Raw genomic sequence first — 20,316 nt, 5'->3', positions numbered from 1 at the left:
GCGCGGTACCGTGGGGTCATGCCTGCTCTGAACGTGGAATTCAGCGACCGTGAGCTGGAGGACCTGCGGCAGATCGCCAAGGAACGCGGTACGTCGATGAAGGCACTGGTGCGTGAGGCAGCCGCGGCCGACATCGCCCGGCACCGGGCCCTGCAGGAGGGCGCCGAGGCCTTCCGCCGGTTCTTCGCCTCGCACGCCGACGAGTTCGCGGCCGCCTTCCCCGAGGACGAACCACACGCCCGAAGCGAGGGGCGGGTCGCCTGACCGATGGCTCCTGTCGTCCACATCGACGTGCCCTGGCTGCTCCAGCGCCATGAAGAGGTCCTGCCCGACCAGCCCACCGTCAACGACTTCTCCGCGCTGGTGGCCGCCGTCGCCCGGCACCGCGTCGACCCGCCGCGCCTCGGGGTGGACTCCGACCCGGCCTGGCGGGCCGCGGCGCTGCTGCACACCCTCGCCCTGCTCAAGCCGCTGCCGGCGGCCAACGCCCGCTTCGCCTGCGCGACGGCCGTGGCGTACATGTTCGTCAGCGACGTCGGCATCGACCCGCCCTACGGCGCTCTGGTCGACCTGGCCCGCGACCTGATCTCCGGCAAGACGGATGTGTACGGCGCCGCCGACCGGCTGCGCTCCTGGCAGATCTGACGTCCTGCGCGGCACCTGGCACCGTCCTCGGGGCCGCCGACCGAGGGCGGGAGGATCGGGGTCGGCGGCCGTCGTCGCGCAGAAGAGCCGCCGTCCTGCGCGGGGCCTTCGAGGAAAGGCCGCCTCCAGTGCACTACGCGGGACCCCGCGCCGGGACCGTGCGTGGCGCTCCGGCGCGTGCGCGCGTTTCACACGGGGCGCGTGCAATGCCGAAATCCGGTACTCGATCGACGAGTTGGCGCAGACCCCTCGCCGTATCTGACTTTCTTTCAATGATGTGCAGGTTGCCCCGAGCGCCTTGTTGGTCATGAGTGACTTGTGCAAGGGTGAAGCACCGGCGTGGGGGTAAGGGCCGGCCGGCATTCGTCCCGTGGGGAACCGGGGCGGATGGACGTTGGTGAATTCGCGCTCCCCGCGCCCGCGCCCGAAAGGTGCCGCACTCCCCGGGCTCCTTTTCGGCGACCAGAACTTCTGTGTCCGTATGCGCGTGGGAAGGAATCCGCTCCGTGTCCACCCCCCACCCCCCTCGTCCCCCCTACCCGCCGCCCGGTGGGCCTCCCGAAGAATCCGACGACAGTCTCGGCGCGAGACTCAGAGGGCGCCCGGACCGGGAGAGCAGCCCCGCCGTGGCGCTGTTGATGGCCCGGCACTGGCCGTCGGCCCACGAGTACGCGGCGATCTGTCTCGCCGATTCCGCCGACAGCGCCTCCATGGCCACCGCCGCCGCCTTCCACCAGGTCCTCGACCGGCTGGCCCTCGGCGAATCGGCGATGGCCTTACGTCCCCGGCTGCTGCTGGCCGTGCGGGACACGGTCCGGCAGTGGGTCGCCGATGACCGGATATCCGGTGTTCTGCCGGACCTCGACAAACCCGCGGGCGCCCGCGCGATGCGTACGGCGAAGTCCATGACGCCGGAAAACCGCAAGCTCGCCGAGCGGTCATTTCATGCTCTTCCCGCACTTTCCCGCTGTGTGCTGTGGCACGTGGAGGTGGAGGCGGAGCCCATATCCGTCCCCGCCGCTCTGTCCGGCATGGATATCGACACCGCGTCGGCGGCACTCGAACAGGCGCGTGAAAAATTCCGCGAAGGATGTGTACATGCCCATCGGGAACTCGCGCCGACCAAGGATTGCCGCTTCTACAACCGCCTCCTCGACGTTCCGATTCGCCGGGGCGGGGGACTGCTGCCGGATGTTCAGCACCATCTGGGGGAATGTCGCTATTGCCGTAACGCCGCCGAACAGCTGAGCTATTTCGAGGGCGGGTTGGGGGTCCTGCTCGCCGAGGCGGTGATCGGCTGGGGCGCCCGCCGCTACCTCGACAGCCGCCCTGGCCGCGGTGGGCCCGAGGAAGGGGCGCAGGGCACCGCCCGGCACGGTGGCGGCCGCCGCCGTCTTCTGACCGGCACCCCGGGCGCAGCCGCGCTGCACCGCCGGATCCCGGGCGGCCTGCGCTCCTCGCGGACACTGCTCACGGGAGTCGGCCTCGCCTCCGCCGGGCTGCTGGCGACGGTGCTGGTGGCCGGCCTCTGGTCGACGGACGACGGAGTCGACCCTGCCGCCTCCACCAGTGCGAACGGTGGCCTCGGCGGGCCGGACAACGGCTCCCCGTCCCCGCCGACGGCATCCTCCGGCACCGCCGGACTCCCCGCCGCTCCGGGTCGGACCAGGCTGCGCAGCGCCGACGCCGACCTGTGCCTCGACATCACGGGCAAGCCGAAGAAGGGGGCCGGGACGGAACTGGCGAAGTGCTCCACCGCGGCGACCCAGCAGTGGTCGTACGAGAACGACGGGCTGCTGCGCAGCGTGGCCGATCCCGCGTTGTGCCTGGACTCGCACGTGGACGCCGGTGTGGTGGTCCTCGGCGGCTGCGCCGACGAGAAGGACAAGCGCGCCGACGACGTGCGCTACGACCTGACCGTGCGGGGGGAGGTGCTGCCCCGCTGGGACGACCGGCTCGCCGTCACCTTCACCGACGACGACGCGGGCGCCGACATCGTCGTCAAGGTCCGGGACGGATCCACCGATCAGCGCTGGCTGACCGATTCGACGTCGACGGCCACCCCGGGATCCCTGTCCATCACCGGGACGCAGAAGCCGCCGGCGTGGCCGGCTGAGGTGACGGACCGGATTTAGGGGATGGCGCTCACCGGGGCTCCGTCACGAGGTCGGCGGGGCCCACGGTGGCCGGGCCGGCGTGACCCGACAGGGCGAGGGTGAGGTCGAACTCGGCGAGCAGGCAGCGGATCACGTGTTCCACGCCCGCCTGCCCGTCGAGTCCGAGCCCGTAGACGTAGGGCCGTCCGACCAGCACCGCCCGGGCGCCGAGCGCCAGCGCCTTGAAGAGGTCGTCGCCGGTGCGGACACCGCTGTCGAACAGGACGGTCAGCCGGTCGCCGACCGCCTCCGCGACCCGAGGCAGCGCGTCGGCCGCCGCGATTGAACCCGCGACCTGGCGTCCCCCGTGGTTGGACACCACCACGCCGTCCATCCCGGCGTCGGCGGCGAGCCGGGCGTCGTCCGGATGCAGGATCCCCTTCAAGACGATGGGCCCGTCCCAGTTCTCCCGGAGGAACGCCAGGTCCGGCCAGGTCTTGGCCGGGTCGGAGAACATGCCGACGAAACGCAGAACAGCGGCGTTCATGTCCTCGTGCACGGGCTTGGCCAGACCCGCGAGGAAGGCGGGATCCGAGAAGTAGTTGGCGGTGCCGACGCCGTGCAGGAACGGCAGATACGCCTGATCGAGGTCGCGTGGACGCCAGGACAGCAACGGGGTGTCGAGCGTGACCACCAGCACGGTGAACCCGGCCGCCTTCGCCCGGTCGAGGAAGCTGCGGGCCACCTCGGGATCCTTCGGCCAGTACAGCTGGAACCAGCGCTCGGCGTCCCCCATCGCCTCCGCGACCTGCTCCATCGGCGTACTCGACGCCGACGACAGGACGTAGGGCACGCCCTGCGCGGCGGCGGCCCGGGCGGCGGCCGGCTCGGCCTCCGGATGCATGATCGACAGCACTCCGACCGGCGCGAGGGCCAGCGGGGCGGGCAGGGACCGGCCGAGGACCTCGACGGACAAATCACGTGCGTGTACGTCCCGCAGCACGCGCGGCACGATCCGGCGCCGCTCCAGGGCGGCCCGGTTCGCGCGCGCGGTGCTGCCGTCACCGGCGCTCCCCGCGACATACCCGACGGGCCCCGGACCGAGCCGCTGCTCGGTCAGCTCCTCCAGCCGGGTCAGATCGGTGGGCAGGCGCGGGACGGCGCCCGACATCCCGTTGAGATAGATCTCGTACTGGAAGTCCGCCCAGTGCTTGGCCATGGGGACGTCCCGCCTCTCGTCGCTGAGAACGCGCTGCTCCCTGACGATACTGGCGAGTAAGCGCAGGTCCGCCCACCGGGGGGTGGACCTGCGGAGGGGGATCAGGCTCTGGCGGCTTGGTCCAGGACCCGGGCCAGTTCGGCGGGCTGCGAGAACATCGGCCAGTGACCGGTGTCCATGTCGACCCGCTCCCAGCGCTCGCTCTTGAGCAGTTCGGCCGCGGCGGGCAGCGGTTCGTCGCCGTCGAGCAGGCACTTGACGTACGTGGCGGGCAGCTCGCCGAGAGGCCGGGTGAGAACGGCCGGTTCGGTGGCCGCGGCACCGGGGTGCGGGGTGGAGCCGTCGACGATCCGGGTGATCTGCTCGTCCGTCAGGCCCTGGCCCGCGAAGTCGGGCGCGGTGAGCGGGGGCCAGAACCCGTGGGCCTCGATCGCCTCCCGCACCTGCTCGCTGGACCAGCCGGACAGGAACGACTCCCCGTCCACCGGGACGTTCGCGTCGACGAACACCACCCGGGTCAGCCGGTCCGCGATCCGCCCGGCGGCCTGGCCGACCGGTACCCCGGCGTAGCTGTGCCCGACCAGCACCACATCCCGCAGGTCGAGCCGTTCCACCTCACTGACGATGTCCTGGACATGGGTCTGCTGTCCGGCGGGCACACCGCGCTTCTCGGCGAGTCCGGACAGGGTGAGCGGATGGACGTCATGCCCGGCCGCACGCAGCCCGGCAGCCGTCTCTTCCCACGCCCACGCGCCGAGCCACGCGCCTGCCACAAGAACGAAGTTGGTCATGCCGAGAACGTAGCGGAGGGGTCTGACAGCGCGGCCGACAGGGAGGCTGTGGGCGGCATCGCCCGGGGCCGTGGGTGGGCGGCCCCTCCCTCATGTCTCGTCGGCCGGTGTGTCCTCCGGTTCGGCGTCGGGTCCCTGGGCGCGGACCCGCTGGACGTGTTCGAGGGACTCCCGCAGTTCGGCCAGCCAGTCGTCGGTGTGGCTCTGGACGAGGCGCACGCACCAGGCGAGCGCGTCGCTGCGGCTGCGGGCGACACCGCCCGCGATGAGGGTGTCCAGGACCTGGCGCTCCGGCTGGCGCAGCCGGGTCATCACGGGTGCCGCGACATGGGTGAACAGGGTGCGTTCGGTGCCGCACACCACGCCCCAGGAGACCTTCCGGCCGAACCGGTGCTCGGCGTCCCGCGCCACCGCGATCCGGGCGTCCCGGGTCCGCTCCCGGAACTCCTGGCTCCGGCCCTGTACGGCGGCCTCCCGCTCGGCGTCCGAGGCGTCGTCCGCCAGCCTGGGCTCGGGGATCCGGCCGATCACCGTGATCTCCTCGCGGTCCACCGTCACCTCGACCAGTTCCTCGAACAGGTCGTCGGGGAGGCGGCCGGCGAACCAGCCGCGCAGCTTCTCTCGTTGCTCTGAAGTAATCATGTAATCACCATTACTCCAACCGAACATGAACACAAGGGGTCGCCAAGGGATGCGCTCAGGGCTGAAGCGGAATGTTTCAGGCCTATTGCCGAGCGGGGGGAATCCGGCCATCGGGTCCGATCCGGCGATCAAGAACCGCTCAGTTCCGGGGTCGAAGCGATCGAATTCCGTGACTTCGCGCCACTGATTCAATACGCAAGGTTACTGAAACCTGTGGGTCCGATGTGAGTTTCGGCGACGGACTCGGCAGACTCGCGCTCGCCGCCTCCGGCACCGATCGAGCCGGTCGGCGGTACACCCTCGAATCAGCGGAAGGATGCACACAATGCGGAACACCGCGCGCTGGGCAGCGACCCTCGGACTGACGGCCACCGCCGTCTGCGGCCCCCTCACCGGGACCGCGCTCGCCGCCCCGCCCACCGCCCCGACCTCGCTCTACGCCCCCACGGCCCTGGTGCTCACCGTGGGGCACGGCGACAGTGCGAGCCTCGCCACTCCGGCCCGTGCGGTCACCCTGACCTGTGCGCCGACGGCCTCCGGGACCCACCCGGCCGCGGCGTCGGCGTGCGCCGAACTCCGCTCCGTCGACGGGGACTTCGACGCCCTGACGGCCAGGAGCGGCGTCCAGTGCACCAAGCAGTACGACCCCGTGGTCGTCACCGTCGACGGTGTCTGGCGGGGGCAGCGGGTCTCCTACGAGCGGACCTTCGCCAACGAGTGCGTGAAGAGCGCCTACGGCAGCAGCGTCTTCATGTTCTGAGAGACCGGGACCGCGCGGTCCTGGTGACCCTCCCGGGGGGCCCGCAGTAAGGGGAGTGCCGGCCCCCGGCGCGAGGACACGCGGTCCCGCAACCGGGGTCGGCGGACGGAGTGGGGCCGTCCGCCGACCCCCGTATCCGGATGTCCGGGCCGGGATTCAGGCCCGGTCGCGGTGGCTGGTGTCGCACCAGGGGTAGCGGCGGCTGCGGCGACAGGTGCACAGGGCCACCCGGAAACGGTCGGAGGACACCGTGGTGCCATCCTCCAGTTCCACTTCCACCGGGCCCTCCACCAGCAGGGGCCCCCGGCGCCGCATCGAGATCCTGCGGGGCGGGTCAGACGGGGAGTTCGGCACGGACGACCACCAGCTCTTCCTGCTCGTCGGCGGGGGACAGCAGCCCGCGCCCCCGCAGCCATTTCTCCCGCCCCCGCAGCACCGGACCGAACGAGATCCGGCTGCGTCGGATCACGGAGGCCTTCAGTCCGGCGGTGCGCAGGTGATCGAGCGTCCGGGCCGGGTCGCTGAGCCCTGAGTGCACCATCAGCAGGACCCCGCGGGGCCTGAGCAGCGTGGGCGCCTCCTGGCAGATCCGGTCCAGGACGACCCGCCCGTCATGCCCGGCGTCCCACGCCCGGGCCCGGCCGCGGGGCGGCCTCAGACCCGTGGGGGAGGGCACGTACGGCGGGTTGGTGAGGATGAGGTCGAAGGACCGGCCCCGCACCGGGGCGAAGAGGTTGCCGCGCCGGACGCGGATGGGCACGCCCGCCACCCGGGCGTTCAGGCGTGCGGTGTACACCGCACGCCGCGACACGTCCACCGCGGTCACCCGGGCGCCGCGGCGGGCGGCCTCGATGGCCAGGGCCCCGCTCCCGGTCCCCACGTCGAGCACGTCCGCTCCCGGCGGGAGCGGCTCTTCGGACAGGGCCCCGGTCAGCAGGGCGGTGTCCTCCTGAGGGCAGTACACGCCTGGGAGGACCAGCGGGAGGACCAGGGGAAACACCAGTGGATTCACCACCTCCGAGTACCCCGGGACATTCAGGGGATTCCTGACATTTCGGATTCCAGGGGCGTGCGCAACGACGAGCGGCCCGCGGTCCAGTCGGCGAGCAGACGCGCGGCGAAACGGTCCTCGACATGTCCGGTGGCGTCGATGCCGAAGGCGACGTCCGGCGCGAGGTGCGGCTCCTGTTCGAGCAGACCACCGATGACCTCATGGCGTACGACCTGCTCGTGGACCGCGTCGGCCTCGACGTGCTCGTCGTAGAAGAACTCGGCGGCGGCTCCGGCCCCCGTGCGCCGCATCGCCTCGGCCAGTCGGCGGGAGCCGGGGGAGGAGGTGATCTCGACCGCCGCGAAGTGGCCCACCAGGGCGCCCCGGAGTGAGCGGTGCAGCCCGAACAAGGACATCAGGTTCACCGTGGCCAGCAGCTCGGCCGAGGCCGCGTCCAGGTAGCGGCCGTATGTCGTGTCCAGGCCCAGGTCGGCCATGAGGTCGGCGTACAGGCGGGCGTGCACGCGATCCGGGCGGCCCCCGCCGAACTCGTCGAACTCCACCGCCGCCATTCCCGCCTTCGCCCGGCCCCACAGCCTCGGCAGCACCCAGGCGTGCGGGTCCGCCTCCTTGAGGTGGTACAGGGAGCGCTGGGCGGCGTACTCGCGCACCTGCCACAGCTCGCCCCGGTCGCGCAGATGGTGGGAGACGCCCGTGCCGTCGACGGGCTCGACCAGGATTCCCGCGAGCGCGTCCTGGACGCTGTCGTGGACGGGGGTGTCCGCCCGCAGCGCGGAGAGGAAACGGTGTTCGAGCGCGGCGCGGGTGCGCAGCAGGTCCGGGTCCCACTCGCACTCCGGGGCCACGCCCGCGAAGCCGCGGTAGTGCAGCTCGTAGCAGAGGTACAGGGCGAGCTGGAGGTCGTCGCCGTAGACGGGCGCGGCCGCGACGTCCTCGGGGCGCGGCAGCGGTCCGGCGCCCCGCAGGTACTCCACGACGGCTGCCGAGACCGGCCCTCGTGGGGCCGGCAGAAGGGGCTCCTGGCTCTCGTGTGGCATGCGGGCCGGGTACCCCGCCGGTGCCGGGCCACCCGTCCGAGCGGACCCGCCCACGGGACGTGCCCGGACGGCGCGGCTCCTGCGAGAGGTCCCGCGGGCGCGCCGTCCGGGCAGGTCACTCGCCCTCGGACTCCTCCTGGGCTCGGGTGTTCGGGGTGATGGCCTCACCGGCCTCGCCCCGGCGCGAGCGCCGCTCGTCGGATTCCCCGGTACGGGTCTCGGCGTCCTCGATCTCCCGCAGGACCTCTTCGAGAGCGGTCTCGGGCGGCTCGTTCCGGTCGTTCTTCCCGGTGTCGGCCATGGTCGGCTCCCTTCTTCCGTGGTGGCTGTGCTGCTACGGCTTCCCCGTCCGGCCCGTCTCTCGCGGGCCTTCCCGGTTCAGCTGGTGGCGGTCGCGATGCGCAGGGGTACCGGGTCCGGCGGCGCCGCCTCGTTGCGGCGGGTGATCTCCGCCCACCAGGACGGCCCGTCCTCGATGTGCCGCAGCAGCACTCCCTCCCGGATCGCCCACGGGCAGAGCGTGACGGTCTTGATCCCGGTCAGCTTCATCGCGGTGTGTCCGACCACCGCGCCGGCCAGGCTCTGCGCGGCGCGCGGCGCGGAGATACCGGGCAGCAGGGCGCGGTCGGCGGTGGACAGGGTGGCCAGGCGGACGGCCGCGTCCCGTAGGTCGTCGCGGTGCAACCGGCGTTCCATGAACGGGCCGTGCCGTCCGGGGGGAGCCCCGCACAGGCGGCCCAGTTGCTGGAAGGTGCGCGAGGTGGCCACCGCGGTGTGCGGTCCCTCCCAGCGGATCCGGGCCGCCGCGTCCCGCAGTTGGTGGCGGACCTTGCGGCGCAGCGCCCGGACCTGCTCCGGCGTCGGCGGGTCCTGGCCGTCGAAGAACTCGTGGGTGAGGCGGCCCGCGCCGAGCGGCAGCGAGGCCACGAAGTCCGGTACCCGGCCGCGGCCGAAGGCCACTTCCAGCGAGCCGCCGCCGATGTCCAGCAGGGCGAGCGGCCCGGACCGCCAGCCCATCCAGCGGCGTGCGCCGAGGAAGGTGAGCTCCGCCTCCACCTCGCCCGGCAGGGTGCACAGTTCGACCCCGGTCCGCGCCCGGACGGCCCGCAGCACCTCCTGGCGGTTCGGTGCGTTGCGTACCACCGCGGTCGCGAAGGCGAGCGGGTTCGCCGCACCCCACCGGGTCGCGGTCCGGCTCGCCTCGGCCACGGCGTCCACCAGCCGCTCGACGGCTTCGTCCGGAATCGAACCCCCCGGCTGCACCTGGTCGGACAGCCGCAGACGCCACTTGGCGGTGTGAACCGGCAACGGAACCCCGTCCTCCGCGTCCGCGACCGCAAGTCTGACGGTGTTCGAGCCCACGTCCACCACGCTGATTCGCATAGCCCGTGGGTACCCAGTTGGCCTCTCGCCCAACGTCGAGGACTGCCCAAGGGGTCGGGTACCGGCCAACTGCCTCGCCCCGCCGCCTGGTTGGGGTCGCCAGGCCGGTGCGGGCGCCCCAACGGGACGGGAGCGTGCGGAGGGGCCGCCGTCTCCCTGCGGACGGCGGCCCCTCGGACCTGGCGGCTCAGACCCCATGGGTCACATGTGGACGACGGGCGCGGCGTCCGCGTCCTGCTCCTGCACCCCGCGTCGGTAGAGCAGGCCCGCGATGAGCGCACCGGCGGCGAAGAAGCCCGCCGACCACCAGAAGGCGGTGGTGTAGCTCTCGATCGTGGCCTGGGCCCGCACCAGCTTGTCGGCCGGGTTCTTCCCGGCCAGGTAGTCGGCGGCGGCGCTCGCGGCCAGCGTGTTCAGCAGCGCCGTGCCGATCGAACCGCCCACCTGCTGCATGGCGTTGACCGTGGCGGAGGCGACGCCCGCGTCCTCGGCCCGCACTCCGCCGGTGGCCAACTGCATGGCCGGCGGCATCACCAGGCCGAGACCGATGCCGGTCACGATGAGCTGCGGCAGCACCGTGCTCGTGTAGGACGAGCCGACGCCGATCCCGGTCAGCCAGGCCATGCCGACGCCGGCGATCGCGAAGCCCAGCGGGATGACCGCCTTCGGCCCGATCCGCGGTACCAGCATCGTGGTGCCGACCTGTGCCGTCACCATCAGCGCGGCCACCATCGGCAGGAACGCCACACCGGTCTTGGTGGGACTGAAGCCCAGGTTCAGCTGGAGGTAGTAGGTGAGGAAGAGGAACACGCCGAACATGCCCGCGCCGGAGATCAGCACGGCCAGGAACGAGGCGGCGCGGTTGCGGTCCAGCAGGATGCGCAGCGGCAGCAGCGGGTGCGCGGCGCGGGTCTGCCACCAGGTGAACGCGGCCAGCAGCACACCGCCGGCGATCAGGAAGCCCCAGGTGGCGGGGGAGCCCCAGTCGTGGGTCTCCGCGTTGGAGAAGCCGTAGACCACGGAGAACAGACCGGCGGCGACCAGAACGGTGCCCGGCACGTCCAGCTTGGCGTTCGAGTCGGCGCGCTTGTTGGACAGCAGGACCCAGCCGCCCGCGAAGGCGACGACGGCGATGACGACGTTGACGTACAGCGTCCAGCGCCAGTCGAAGGCGTCGGTCAGGACGCCGCCGAGCAGCAGGCCCACCGCGCCGCCCGCGCCGGCGATGGCGCCGTACACGCTGAACGCCTTGGCGCGCTCGCGGGCGTCGGTGAACGTGGTGTTCAGCAGGGAGAGCGCGGCGGGCGCGAGAAGCGCGCCGAAGGCACCCTGCAGGGCGCGAGCCGTGACCAGCATCTCGAAGTTGGTCGCGGCGCCGCCGAGCGCGGAGACCGCCGCGAAGCCGACGATGCCGATGAGGAAGGCCGGCTTGCGGCCGAACAGGTCGGCTATGCGCCCGCCGAGCAGCAGCAGTGAAGCGAACGCCAGCGCGTACGCGGTGACGATCCACTGCCGGTTGCCGTCGGAGAACCCGAGGTCGGCCTGCGCGGAGGGCAGCGCGATGTTCACGATGGTGGCGTCCAGGACCACCATCAGCTGGGCCAGCGCGATGACCGCGAGGATCCACCACTTCTTCGACGAGGCGCCGTCCGGCGCCGCGGCGCCCTCCGTGCTTCTCTCGGTCAGCGTTTTCTGTGACATCGGGGAACCCACACTCCAGGGAAGTCGTTCGCGATGAAAGGGCACGTAAACGAAACCGTTTCGTACGCTTGGAGACTAGAGCACTTCCAGCGAAACGGCAACGTTTCGTTGGAAGGGGGGAGCTCGGCCGCGCCCGCTCCGGTCCTGACGCCTGAGGCGTCAGGCCATCTGGCGCCGCACCAGCTCGTGCAGCCGACCGCCGGTGTCCGCGAGGAGCTGGGCGGGCGGGCCCTGCTGGGCGACCTTGCCGTCCTCCATCACGATCACGCGGTCGGCGTCCATGACGGTCGACAGGCGGTGCGCGATGACCACGCGGGTGGCGTGCAGGGCCTTGGTGCTCTCGATGACCGTGCGCTGGGTCTCGTTGTCGAGGGCGCTGGTCGCCTCGTCGAAGAAGAGGATGCGCGGACGGCGGATCAGCGCCTGCGCGATCATGAGGCGCTGCCGCTGGCCGCCGGAGACCGCGCCGCTGCCCGAGACGATCGTGTGCAGACCCATCGGCATCCGCTTGATGTCCTCGGCGAGCCCCGCCATCTCGGCCGCCGCCATCGCCTCCTCCGGCGTGTACGGCTCGGTGCCGCAGATCACGTCCAGGATCGAGCCGGTGAACGGCTGCGCGTGCTGGAGCACCACCCCGCACTGCCGGCGTACGGCGGACTGGTCGAGCGCCGCCAGGTCCTGACCGTCGTAGAGCACACTGCCGGAGACCGGCGGGTCGAAGCCGATCAGCAACCTGAGCAGGGTCGACTTGCCGCAGCCGCTCGGGCCGACGACCGCCACGAACTCACCGGGCCTGATGTCGAACGAGACGTCGTCCAGGACCAGCGGACCGTCGTCCGAGTAACGGAACGACAGCCGGCGGGCCTCGATACCCCCTGAGAGCGTGCCGGGCCGGGTGCTCGCCGTACGCACCTCGGGCGTGGCCTCCAGGACCGGCTTGATCTCCTCGAACAGCGGCAGCGCGGCCACCGCCGAGACGAAGGAGCCGGTCAGCTGGGTCACGGCCGTCAGCAGCATCGTCACCGACGTGTTGAAGGTGAGGAACGCGGACGCCGACATCGCCCCGCGCGCCGGGCCCGCCAGCAGCATGAACATCAGCAGGGTGCACAGCGGCAGGTACACCGCGCCCATCACCGTGGTGAGGTTCTTGATGCGCCCCACCTTCTGCTGGAGTTCCCGGCTGCGCGCGAACTCCGACGCCCAGGCCGCGTAGGCGTAGTTCTCGGCGGCCGCCACCCTGAGCTTCGGCAGGCCGCGCAGGGTCTGGAAGGCCTGGTTGTTCAGCTTGTTGCCGAGCACCACCAGCCGCCGCTGCCACCGCACCTGCCACAGGCCGAGGCCCAGGAACAGCGCGGCGATGACGACGAGCATGCCGATCGCCGCGAACGCCATCGAGGCGCTGTACCAGAACAGCAGCCCCAGGTTCATCGCGCCCACGGTCACCGACTGGGCGAGCACCGGACCGATGCCCGCCATCATCCTGCGCATCGCGCTGATGCCCATGGCGGCGCTCGCCAGTTCGCCCGTGGAGCGCTGGGTGAAGAACTTGGTCGGCAGCCTCAGCAGCCGGTCCCACACCGCCGGTTGCAGCGTGGACTCGATCCGGCCCTCCAGGCGGAGGATCGTCAGGTTCTCCAGCAGCATGAAGGCCGCCGCCACCACACTGCTGACCATCACGGCGAGGCAGACCTGCACGATCAGCGCGGTCTGCGCCTTCGGTACGAACTCGCCGAGCACCTTGCCGGTCGCGATCGGCACCAGCGCGCCGATCGCGACCGTCACCAGACCGCTGATCAGGAGGTTCCGCAGGTCGCCGCCGGTGCCGCGCATGCTGAAGCGCAGCAGCCCGAGCGGCGTCAGCGGACGGTCGGGCAGCGGACGGTAGAACATCACCGCACGCGGCTCGAACTCCTCCGCGTTCGCCTTCTCGATCGGCGTCTCCCGGCCGGTCGCCGGATGGACGGCCACGTACCCGCCGCGCCGCCACAGCAGCGCGACCGGCGCGCCGGACAGGGCCCGGTGGCCCACCAGCGGGCCGACGTTGTCGTGCCACCACCGCCCGTCCAGCCGGACGGCCCTGGTGCGCACGCGGGACGCGATCGCGATGCGTTCGACCGGGTCGAGACGGTCGCTCTCGGTGCCGGACTGCGCCGGCTCGGCGAGCGTGATCCCGGCCGCCTCGGCGACCAGCTTGCACGCGGCGTGACTGGCGTCCGCGTCAGCGGCCGTGGTGCGTCGGTCGGACCGCTTGCCGATCGACGCCAGCAGCGTCCGGTCGGCCTGCGCGCGGACCGCCTCGCCGGCCTTGATCCCGGCCGCCGTGCGGGTCTCGTGGGTGTGCTCCAGCTGCTCGATCCAGCGGTCCAGCGTGGTCAGCAGCCGGTACTGCTGGTCGACCATGCTCTGCCACACCGCAGGGTCCATCAGCAGGTCGGCGGCCGCCTCGGCGCCGTACAGCGAGCCGTACTGCACACTGCCCGGCGGGACCTGCATCCAGAACACGTCGTCGTCCGTGAGCGCGGCGGCCCGTTCGGTGGCCATCGGCGCCTGGAAGAGGATCGACAGGCTGCGGCCGACGCCCAGGGCGAGGGCGTACTCCAGCGGGCTCGTCGTCGGCGGCACGTACTGCGGGTTGCCGTACTCGTCGTAGGACCAGGTCTCGGTGTTCGCGGGCTGGTACAGCTCACGCAGACCGATCCGGCGCACCACGCAGTCCCTGAGCGGCCGCGCCACCAGGGTGTGCTCGGGCCCGGGCACCGGGCCCAGCAGCAGTGAGCCCGCCTCCAGGCGGCCCAGGTGGTGCCAGTGGCCCTGCTCGTCGGCGTCCACCGCGAACAGGTCGACGGCGCCGGCCGCGACCAGCCACAGCACCTGCGGCCCCTCCAGATCGAGGCGGCTCAAGCCGGTGCAGTCGAGGGGCGCGCCCATGGAACCGAGCGCGCCCAGAACGAGGTCCGGCTCGTGTGCGGTCGTCATCTCACCGCTCCCTGACCAGCTCGGCGTACGCGCCACCGCGCGCCACCAGCTCCTCGTGCCGCCCGCGTTCCACGATCGTGCCGTGCTGCAGTACGACGATCTCGTCGCTGTCGCGCACCGTGCTGAGCCGGTGCGCGATCACCACACAGGCACAGCCGCGCTTGCGCAGGTTGTCCATCACGACCAGCTCGGTCTCCGCGTCCAGTGCGCTGGTCACCTCGTCGAGCACCAGGATGCTGGGCCGGCGCACCAACGCCCGCGCGATCTCCAGGCGTTGCCGCTGACCGCCGGAGAAGTTGCGCCCGTCCTGCTCGACCTTGCTGTGGATGCCGCCCGGTCGCCGCACCACGACGTCGTACAGGGCGGCGTCCCGCAGCGCGTCCTCCACCGCGTCGTCCGGGATCGACGGGTCCCACAGCGCCACGTTGTCGCGGACCGAGCCCTCGAAGAGGAACACGTCCTGGTCGACGAAGGAGACGGACGCCGCGAGCGCCCCGCGCGGAATGTCGTCCAGACGCTGCCCGTCGATGCGGATCACGCCCTCCCAGGGGGTGTACAGGCCCGAGATCAGCCGGGACACCGTCGACTTGCCGCTGCCCGAACCGCCGACCAGCGCGACCTGCCGGCCCGGACCCACGGTCAGGTCGAAGCCGGACAGCAGGGGCTTGTCCAGCGGGTTGTAGCCGAAGGTGATGTTCTCCAGCTCCACATGGCCCTGCAGACGGCGCGTCGACTCGCCGCCGCCGGGACGGCCGTAGAGCGGATCGGCCTGGAAGTTCTCCACGTCCTTCAGCCGGGCCACGTCGGCGGCGAAGTCCTGGATGCGGCCCGCGACACCGTTAAGACGGGTGATCGGGGCGGTGAAGCGGGTGACCAGCGCCTGGAACGCGACCAGCAGACCGACGGAGATGCCGCCCTCCACCGCCCGCATCCCGCCGATCCACAGGATCAGCGCGCTGTTCAGCGACGCCAGCGTCGGCGCGACCACGCCCAGCCAGGCGCTCGGCACGCCGAGCCGCTGCTGCTCCTCCAGCGTGGTGGCGTGCTGCCCCGCCCACTTGCGGAAGTAGCCGTCCTCACCGCCGGTCGCCTTCATCGTCTCGATCAACTGCAGCCCGGTGTAGGCGGTGTTGGTGAGCCGCGCGCTGTCGGCACGCAGTTTCGCCGTACGGGTGGCGCGCAGTTTGACGACGACCCGCATGGCCACCACGTTCAGCAGGGCCACGCCGACTCCGACGTAGGTCAGTTGCGGGTCGTAGGTGTAGAGGAGCACCGCGTACAGGACGACGACCACCGCGTCGACGCCCGCCGCCGCGAGGTCGCGGGCCAGGGTCTCGGCCACCTGGTCGTTCGACTGCAGGCGCTGCACCAGGTCGGCGGGGCTGCGCTGGGAGAAGAAGGTCACCGGCAGCCGCAGCAGATGGCGCAGGAAGCGGGCGCTGGAGAGGGTGGAGGAGATGATGCGGCCGTGCAGCAGGTTCGCCTGCTGCAACCAAGTCAGCACGAGGGTGAGCAGCACGGACGCCCCCATCGACGCGAACAGCACGCCGAGCAGGGAGGTCTGACCGCCGATCAGGAACATGTCGATGTAGGTGCGGCTGAGCGCGGGCACCGCCGCGCCGACCAGCACCAGCAGCAGGCTCGCCAGCACCGCCGCCGGCATGGTGCCCGCGGTGCCGCGCAACCGGGCCGGCATCGCGCCCAGCACACCGGGCTTGCGTCCGCCCCTGGTGAAGTCCTCGCCGGGCTCCATCACCAGCACGACACCGGTGAAGCTGCCGTCGAAGTCCTCCATGGGCACGAAGCGGCGGCCCTTGCCGGGGTCGTTGATGTACACGCCCCGGCGGCCGAAACGGCGGCCCATGCCGTCGTAGACGACGTAGTGGTTGAACTCCCAGAACAGCACGGCCGGCGTCCGTACGCCGGCGAGGGCGGCCGTGTCCATCTGCATGCCCTTGGCGGTCAGGCCGTAACTGCGGGCCGCCTTCAGCAGGTTGCTGGCCCGCGAGCCGTCCCGGGACACACCGCACGCGATGCGCAGTTCCTCCAGCGGGACGTGCTTGCCGTAGTGGCCCAGCACCATCGCGAGGGAGGCGGCGCCGCACTCGACCGCCTCCATCTGGAGCACGGTGGGCGTGCGGACGGTCTTCGCCTTCCCCTTGGGGACGGGGCGCTTGGGCGGCGCGGCGCGGCGCCTGCCGCGGGTGTCCTGCGCGGTGGTCACGGCAGCAGCCAATCGACGGGATGCTGGTCGGCCAGCCGGATCGAACCCGTGGCCGACGTCATGGAGGTGAGGGCGAACGGCGGCCCGTCCGCGGACGACCACTCGTAACCGCTCTTCGTGCCGGACGACTTGTCCAGCTTCACCAGCACGGCCACCGGCCTGCCGTCCTTGGTGAACTGCTCGCCGAGCTGGCTGTCGCCGAGGAACGCGGAGATCTGCTGCGCCGACTGGGCGGAACGGTCCACGGTCTTCACCCGGCCGTGCAGCACGCCGTACTCCTGCGTCGGCACCGACTGGACGGTCAGGTCCACGGCGGCGTCCGCCGGGATGGAGGCCGCGTTCTCGGCGGGCACGTACACCGTCGCGTAGAGGGGGTCGGAGGTGCGGGCGATCTTCTCCACGGAGGCGACGTTCGCGCCGGTCTGGATGATCTGCCCGATGGTCGCGGCGAGCCCGGTGATCCGGCCCGCGGCGACCGTGCGGACCACGGTCACGCCGTCGGCCGTACGGACCTTCAGTACGGGCGCGTCGGCAGGCAGCCGTTGGCCCTGCTCGGCGACGACCTCGGTCACCTGGCCGGCCACCGGGCTCTGCAGGATGTAACTGCCCTGCCCGTGCGTGAGGATCGCGGGCGCGCTCACCGTCGAGGCCACCGAGCCGGTGACCGCCCACACACACGCGGCCGCCATCACGACCACCGTCACGGCCAGCACGAGCCAGCCCTGAGGGCGCGCGAAGCGCACCGGGAGATCCAGCTCTTCGGGCGACTGGAGCTTGGCGAGGGCCTGTTGGCGGAACTGCACGGAACTTTCCCTCACCTGCGAAAGAGAGAGGACCGGCTCGCGTGAGCCGGCTGGGTCACAGCACCCGAGAATCCCGGAACCGCAGAGCGGCTCCGGGACTCGAAGATCACAAAAGGTGCGATCAGATACCGGCGACCAGGTTGGTGACCGGGGCGGTGTTCAGGCCGGTGGCGCCCTCAACCGTGCCGACAGCGGTGTTGACCAGGCCGGAAACCGGGGCAACGCCGTCGACCAGGCCGGTGACGGTGCCGAGGGCGTTCACGGCGAGGCCGCCGGAGACGTTGTCGAGCTCGGCGTCGGAGATCTCGACGGTCGCAACCTGGGGGGTGGAGTTCATGGTGGAACTTCCCTTCATATGGATATTCACAAGGGGGGAGCGGCCCCCTCTGGGGGACAGACGGACCGCCGTACCGCAGGTGCCGGGCACTCGTTGCCGAACGCCCTTGGCGGTCCCTGCGGTGCGATGGATCAAAGCACGCGACGGGTCCGCGCTTCCAATCAACCACCCGCCCCACCAGCGCATTTGTGACTCACAAGCACCGTTCGGTGCAGGTGTGCGCACGTGTTGGTGGCGACTTCTTCACACCGTGGGCGGCTTTCATTCATACGAGCGCTTGCGGCCCCGGGGGCGAATCCGACACTCCGCGCCCATGGGACGGCCCGTGTCCCGGGCATGTGCGGAACCACCCCGCGAGGTGATCACCTCGGGTGGTCGGTGTGGAGATTCCCTGGAGGGAGGATTCAGCACCACAATCGCGACCCAGCGTCGCCGACGTGTCGCCGACCGTGTCAGTTCGGACGGTCGTGCCGGCCCCGTCGAGGTGTCAGCCGGGTGGGCCGTGTCAGTCCGGACGAGGTGTCAGCCGGGACGGCCGTATCGGCCCGGACGACGGCCGTGTCGGCCCGGACGACGTGTCAGCCGGACGGCCCTGTCAGCTCGGACATTCGCGGAGCGAGCTCGCCGGTGCCGCGATGCGGAGGACGTTCCTACGGCCCGGCTCGATGACGACCGCTTCGATCAAGACATCCGCACCGGCCGTCGAACGCCGACAGGATGCCGATCGCCGCCCCGTCGGTATGGGTCCGACGACGCCCCGGGCCGCCGTCACGGCGATCACGGTCGCGGCGCCGACGGTGGCCGCCGGGAACCGCCCGAGCGCCGCGCAGACCTCCCGGGGCATCCGGTCCGACCTGGGAGGACGCGCCGCCGCGCGGTCATCGGCGAACTCCTCGATGTGTGTGCTCGATTCGGGAACGCAAAGGGCGAAGTCGACGCCGAGGATCTTGTCGGTCTCGGCCGTTGTCATCGGGATATGGGCGGCTGTCTCCCGTGCCTGACCGGTGGTGGTCGGCCATGGCCGATTCGATGTCGTGCGCCAGGAGATTGAAAACGGAATTGAACGCCCCGCGCACCCCATGCGTACCTCCAGCCATCCAGGCGCCCCATCAACTGCCGCACCAGGCACCGGACTCCGGTCCCTCAGGAGGTCGAGAAGTTTGAGTCACAAGCGAATTCCGAAGCGCAAGGCCGCTATCGCGGCGGGCGGCATAGTGGCGCTCGGAGCAGCCGCGATTCTGCTCCCCAACGCCAACGCGTCCCAGGACGGTGCTTCGAACGACGCCGCCGCCGCGCCGAAGACTCTGAAGGCGGCGGATGCCTCGGACCTCGCCTCACAGCTCGCAGGTCTGCTCGGTGACGCCTTCGCCGGTTCCTACTACGAATCCGACAGCAAGCAGCTCGTCGTCAACGTCGTATCGGGCGACAACAACGTGATCGTCCAGGCGAAGAAGGCCGGCGCCAAGGTCCGTGAGGTCGAGAACAGCCTCACCGAACTCGAGTCCGGCGCGCAGACCCTGAAGGCCAAGGCGACCATCCCGGGCACCTCCTGGGCCGTCGACCCGAAGACGAACAAGCTTCTGGTGACCGCCGACAGCACCGTGACCGGTGCCAAGTGGGACAGACTGGAATCGACCGTTGACGGTCTCGGTACCAACATGGCCACCATCAAGAAGTCGGCCGGCACCCTCAAGACGTTCGTCTCCGGCGGTGACGCCATCTTCGGAGGCGGCGCGCGCTGCTCCCTCGGCTTCAACGTCACCGCGGGCGACGGCAGCCCCGCGTTCCTGACGGCCGGTCACTGCGGGGTCGCTGCCGAGCAGTGGTCGGACTCCGAGACCGGCCAGCCGATCGCCACCGTCGACCAGGCGACCTTCCCCGGCGACGGTGACTTCGCGCTCGTGAAGTACGACGACCCGGCGACCCAGGCCGCCAGCGAGGTCAACGTCGGTGGCGGACAGACCGTCCAGATCTCGGAGGCCGCGGAGGCCGCGGTCGGCCAGGCGGTGTCCCGGATGGGCAGCACCACCGGGCTCAACGACGGCCAGGTCCTCGGACTCGACGCCACCGTGAACTACCCGGAGGGCACCGTCACCGGGCTCATCCAGACCGACGTCTGCGCCGAGCCCGGCGACAGCGGCGGCTCGCTGTTCACCCAGGAGGGCCAGGCCATCGGCCTGACGTCCGGCGGCAGCGGCGACTGCACGGCCGGCGGCGAGACCTTCTTCCAGCCGGTCACCACCGCGCTGCAGGCGGTCGGCGCGACGCTCGGCGCGGGCGGCGCGGCAGGCGGCGCCGGCGACCAGGCCGGTGGCGCGGGTGACCAGGCCGGCGGTGCCGGTGACGCGGCCGGCGGTGGCGAGGCCGGTGCCGGTGACCAGGCCGGCGGCGAGGAAGCCGGAGCCGGTCAGGAGGCCGGTGCCGGTCAGGAGGCCGGTGCCGGTCAGGAGGCCGGTGCCGGTCAGGAGGCCGGAGCTGGCCAGGAGGCCGGAGCCGGTCAGGAAGCAGGCGGCGAGGGAGCCGGTGCCGGCCAGGAGGCCGGAGCCGGTGACCAGAGCGGAACGGGCCAGAACAACGGTGTCGAGGGCGGCTCGGGTCTGACCGAGTCCCGCTGATCCCGCAGCCGACGGCGGTCCGGCCCCCCAGTCCGGCCGCCTCGGCCCCGCCGGCCGAGTCGACAGCGGTTCGCC

19 protein-coding genes are annotated in these 20,316 nt (G+C 71.5%); 5 read left to right on the top strand and 14 right to left on the bottom strand.

The genetic code is table 11. The annotated features are described in order from the left end of the window. Positions 1–18: 18 nt before the first annotated feature. From ACFYRY_RS25605 to ACFYRY_RS25595, 3 genes are all read left to right on the top strand, one after another. A complete protein-coding gene (locus tag ACFYRY_RS25605; RefSeq protein WP_389149973.1) occupies positions 19–264 on the top strand; it encodes a hypothetical protein in 246 nt (81 codons plus the stop codon). A gap of 3 nt (positions 265–267) precedes the next feature. Next, positions 268–645 (top strand): toxin Doc, encoded by a 378-nt coding sequence (locus tag ACFYRY_RS25600; protein WP_356778441.1) that lies wholly within the window; start codon positions 268–270, stop codon positions 643–645. A gap of 506 nt (positions 646–1,151) precedes the next feature. Further along, a complete protein-coding gene (locus ACFYRY_RS25595; protein WP_389149970.1) occupies positions 1,152–2,780 on the top strand; it encodes an RICIN domain-containing protein in 1,629 nt (542 codons plus the stop codon). A 10-nt stretch (positions 2,781–2,790) separates the two neighbouring features. On the opposite strand, the gene ACFYRY_RS25590 is transcribed toward ACFYRY_RS25595, so the two are convergent. From ACFYRY_RS25590 to ACFYRY_RS25580, 3 genes are all read right to left on the bottom strand, one after another. Next, complete coding sequence (locus tag ACFYRY_RS25590; RefSeq protein ID WP_389149967.1) at positions 2,791–3,960, bottom strand: lactate 2-monooxygenase; 1,170 nt, start codon at positions 3,958–3,960, stop codon at positions 2,791–2,793. A gap of 101 nt (positions 3,961–4,061) precedes the next feature. Continuing rightward, on the bottom strand, positions 4,062–4,751 hold the full coding sequence (locus ACFYRY_RS25585) for an alpha/beta fold hydrolase (protein ID WP_389149964.1): 690 nt from the start codon (positions 4,749–4,751) through the stop codon (positions 4,062–4,064). A gap of 90 nt (positions 4,752–4,841) precedes the next feature. Beyond that, the gene (locus tag ACFYRY_RS25580; protein WP_389149961.1) at positions 4,842–5,393 is read right to left on the bottom strand and encodes a hypothetical protein; all 552 of its coding nucleotides are present in this window, start codon (positions 5,391–5,393) and stop codon (positions 4,842–4,844) included. Positions 5,394–5,718: 325 nt separating this feature from the next. On the opposite strand from ACFYRY_RS25580, the gene ACFYRY_RS25575 reads away from it, so the two are divergent. Further along, entirely contained in the window at positions 5,719–6,153 is a 435-nt protein-coding gene (locus ACFYRY_RS25575) for a protease inhibitor (protein ID WP_389149958.1), read from the top strand. A 156-nt stretch (positions 6,154–6,309) separates the two neighbouring features. On the opposite strand, the gene ACFYRY_RS25570 is transcribed toward ACFYRY_RS25575, so the two are convergent. From ACFYRY_RS25570 to ACFYRY_RS25520, 11 genes are all read right to left on the bottom strand, one after another. Then, positions 6,310–6,507 carry a CDGSH iron-sulfur domain-containing protein gene (locus ACFYRY_RS25570; RefSeq protein ID WP_389149955.1) on the bottom strand — a complete coding sequence of 66 codons (198 nt, stop codon included), beginning with the start codon at positions 6,505–6,507 and terminating at the stop codon, positions 6,310–6,312. Further along, positions 6,488–7,168 carry a HemK2/MTQ2 family protein methyltransferase gene (locus ACFYRY_RS25565; RefSeq protein ID WP_389149952.1) on the bottom strand — a complete coding sequence of 227 codons (681 nt, stop codon included), beginning with the start codon at positions 7,166–7,168 and terminating at the stop codon, positions 6,488–6,490. Before ACFYRY_RS25565 ends, ACFYRY_RS25570 begins: the two co-directional genes overlap by 20 nt. 20 nt (positions 7,169–7,188) lie before the next feature. Further along, the gene (locus ACFYRY_RS25560; RefSeq protein WP_389149950.1) at positions 7,189–8,202 is read right to left on the bottom strand and encodes an iron-containing redox enzyme family protein; all 1,014 of its coding nucleotides are present in this window, start codon (positions 8,200–8,202) and stop codon (positions 7,189–7,191) included. Positions 8,203–8,317: 115 nt separating this feature from the next. Beyond that, on the bottom strand, positions 8,318–8,503 hold the full coding sequence (locus ACFYRY_RS25555) for a hypothetical protein (RefSeq protein ID WP_389149947.1): 186 nt from the start codon (positions 8,501–8,503) through the stop codon (positions 8,318–8,320). Positions 8,504–8,580: 77 nt separating this feature from the next. Then, complete coding sequence (locus tag ACFYRY_RS25550) at positions 8,581–9,585, bottom strand: Ppx/GppA family phosphatase (protein ID WP_389149945.1); 1,005 nt, start codon at positions 9,583–9,585, stop codon at positions 8,581–8,583. 201 nt (positions 9,586–9,786) lie between these two features. Then, a complete protein-coding gene (locus ACFYRY_RS25545) occupies positions 9,787–11,286 on the bottom strand; it encodes an MFS transporter (protein WP_389149942.1) in 1,500 nt (499 codons plus the stop codon). A 159-nt stretch (positions 11,287–11,445) separates the two neighbouring features. Further along, positions 11,446–14,262: an NHLP bacteriocin export ABC transporter permease/ATPase subunit gene (locus ACFYRY_RS25540; protein WP_389149939.1), complete on the bottom strand. Its 2,817-nt coding sequence runs from the start codon at positions 14,260–14,262 to the stop codon at positions 11,446–11,448. 1 nt (position 14,263) lies between these two features. Continuing rightward, a complete protein-coding gene (locus ACFYRY_RS25535) occupies positions 14,264–16,486 on the bottom strand; it encodes an NHLP family bacteriocin export ABC transporter peptidase/permease/ATPase subunit (protein ID WP_389149936.1) in 2,223 nt (740 codons plus the stop codon). Further along, on the bottom strand, positions 16,483–17,289 hold the full coding sequence (locus tag ACFYRY_RS25530; protein ID WP_389149933.1) for an HlyD family efflux transporter periplasmic adaptor subunit: 807 nt from the start codon (positions 17,287–17,289) through the stop codon (positions 16,483–16,485). The genes ACFYRY_RS25535 and ACFYRY_RS25530 overlap by 4 nt, the downstream gene beginning before the upstream one ends. A 121-nt stretch (positions 17,290–17,410) precedes the next feature. Next, the gene (locus ACFYRY_RS25525; RefSeq protein ID WP_389149930.1) at positions 17,411–17,626 is read right to left on the bottom strand and encodes a type A2 lantipeptide; all 216 of its coding nucleotides are present in this window, start codon (positions 17,624–17,626) and stop codon (positions 17,411–17,413) included. Positions 17,627–18,221: 595 nt separating this feature from the next. After that, on the bottom strand, positions 18,222–18,596 hold the full coding sequence (locus ACFYRY_RS25520; protein WP_389149927.1) for a thioesterase: 375 nt from the start codon (positions 18,594–18,596) through the stop codon (positions 18,222–18,224). 190 nt (positions 18,597–18,786) lie between these two features. On the opposite strand from ACFYRY_RS25520, the gene ACFYRY_RS25515 reads away from it, so the two are divergent. Further along, complete coding sequence (locus ACFYRY_RS25515; protein WP_389149924.1) at positions 18,787–20,241, top strand: S1 family peptidase; 1,455 nt, start codon at positions 18,787–18,789, stop codon at positions 20,239–20,241. The last annotated feature ends 75 nt before the right edge of the window (positions 20,242–20,316 follow it).

Origin of the sequence: Streptomyces sp. NPDC005263 (genome assembly GCF_042872365.1) — a bacterium.
Classification (GTDB): domain Bacteria; phylum Actinomycetota; class Actinomycetes; order Streptomycetales; family Streptomycetaceae; genus Streptomyces.
Note: the sequence above shows the minus strand (reverse complement) of the source record. Positions and strands in the feature narration are given on the sequence as shown.